Origin of the sequence: Leucobacter celer subsp. astrifaciens (assembly GCF_001273835.1) — a bacterium.
GTDB classification, from domain to species: Bacteria; Actinomycetota; Actinomycetes; order Actinomycetales; family Microbacteriaceae; genus Leucobacter; species Leucobacter celer.
This window is the reverse complement of the sequence record NZ_JHEI01000203.1, coordinates 1-1,266: the sequence shown is the minus strand read 5'-3', so window position 1 is coordinate 1,266 and position 1,266 is coordinate 1. Positions and strand designations below refer to the sequence as shown.

General features: G+C 60.4%; 1 protein-coding gene. It reads right to left on the bottom strand.

Features of this window, described 5'->3' with window-relative positions:
• Positions 1-31: 31 nt before the first annotated feature.
• Positions 32-1,200, bottom strand: a protein-coding gene (locus AMS65_RS18265) for an IS3 family transposase (RefSeq protein ID WP_157502449.1) whose coding sequence is annotated in 2 segments (ribosomal slippage) — positions 32-913 and positions 916-1,200 — 1,167 coding nt in all. Because the reading frame shifts where the segments join, the coding sequence is not laid out codon by codon here.
• Between the last annotated feature and the right edge of the window lie 66 nt (positions 1,201-1,266).

Here is a 1,266-nt window from a genome sequence, read left to right as displayed (position 1 = left end):
GGGTCTGATGCACGTTTAGGTGACAGCTTGGTCAGGCAGCGAGTGCGACCTGTTTGTTCATGATGGTCTCGTATTCGATCGGCGTCAAACGCCCCAATCGGGCTTGTCTGCGGCGTCGATGGTAAGTGCGCTCGATCCATGTCACGATGGCAAGACGAAGCTCGTCTCGGGTGCCCCAGGTCTTGCGGTTCAGGACGTTCTTCTGGAGCAGGCTGAAAAACGACTCCATCGCCGCGTTATCGCCCGCAGCACCCACACGCCCCATCGAGCCGGCCATGCCGTGAACGGTGAACGCGCGCTGCAGCTTCCGGCTTCGGAACTGCGATCCACGATCCGTGTGCAGCACACACCCACGCACGTCTCCGCGGCGAAGCACGGCGTTGTTCAACGCGGTCACCGCAAGCGCGGAGGTCATGTGCGCGTCGATGGAGTAACCCACGATTCGGTTCGACCACACGTCCTTCACTGCGCACAGATACAGCTTGCCTTCACTCGTCCAATGCTCAGTGATGTCCGAAAGCCATAGTTCGTTCGGAGTAGCCGCCACGAACTCGCGCTGCACCAGGTCGTCATGCACGGGTGGGCCGGGCTTTCTGCGCTTCCCTCGTGCTTTCTTCTTCCCGAACGCTGACCACCACTGCTGGTCTCGGCAGAGCCGCCATGCAGTCCGGTCACACATCACTTCACCGAGAGTCTTCGCTTCGTCGGCGAGAAACCGGTACCCGAACTCGGGGTCTTCAAGATGGGCGTCGTGGAGCGCGTTCGCGCGATACGCCTGCGTAAGGTCTCGTTCAGTGACTGGGTTGCGGAGCCAGCGGTAGTAGGGCTGGCGTGAGAGCTTCAATACCCGGCACGACACCTGGACGGGGATCCCGTCACTGGTGAGCTCTTTCACGAGCGGGTAGAGCCTTTTCCCGGTAGATGCGCCTGGGAAAGATACGCCGCCGCACGACGAAGCACTTCCACTTCTTGCTCGAGGAGCTTGTTCCGTTTGCGAAGCTCCCGAAGCTCAGCATTCTCGGAACGGGTGACACCGGGCTTCTGGCCCTGTTCGACGCGTTCCTCTCGGAGCCATTTATCGAGCGTGCCGACATGGATTCCGAAGTCTTTCGCGATCTGCGCCAGCGTCACCTCCGGGCCGCGATTCAGGGCGACTTGCACGATGTCGTCGCGGAACTCTTTGGGGTAACGAGAGGGCATAGGTTCATCCTTCCAGGCCAGCCGAAACTAGCCGTGTTGAATGTCACCTAAACATGCATCAGACCC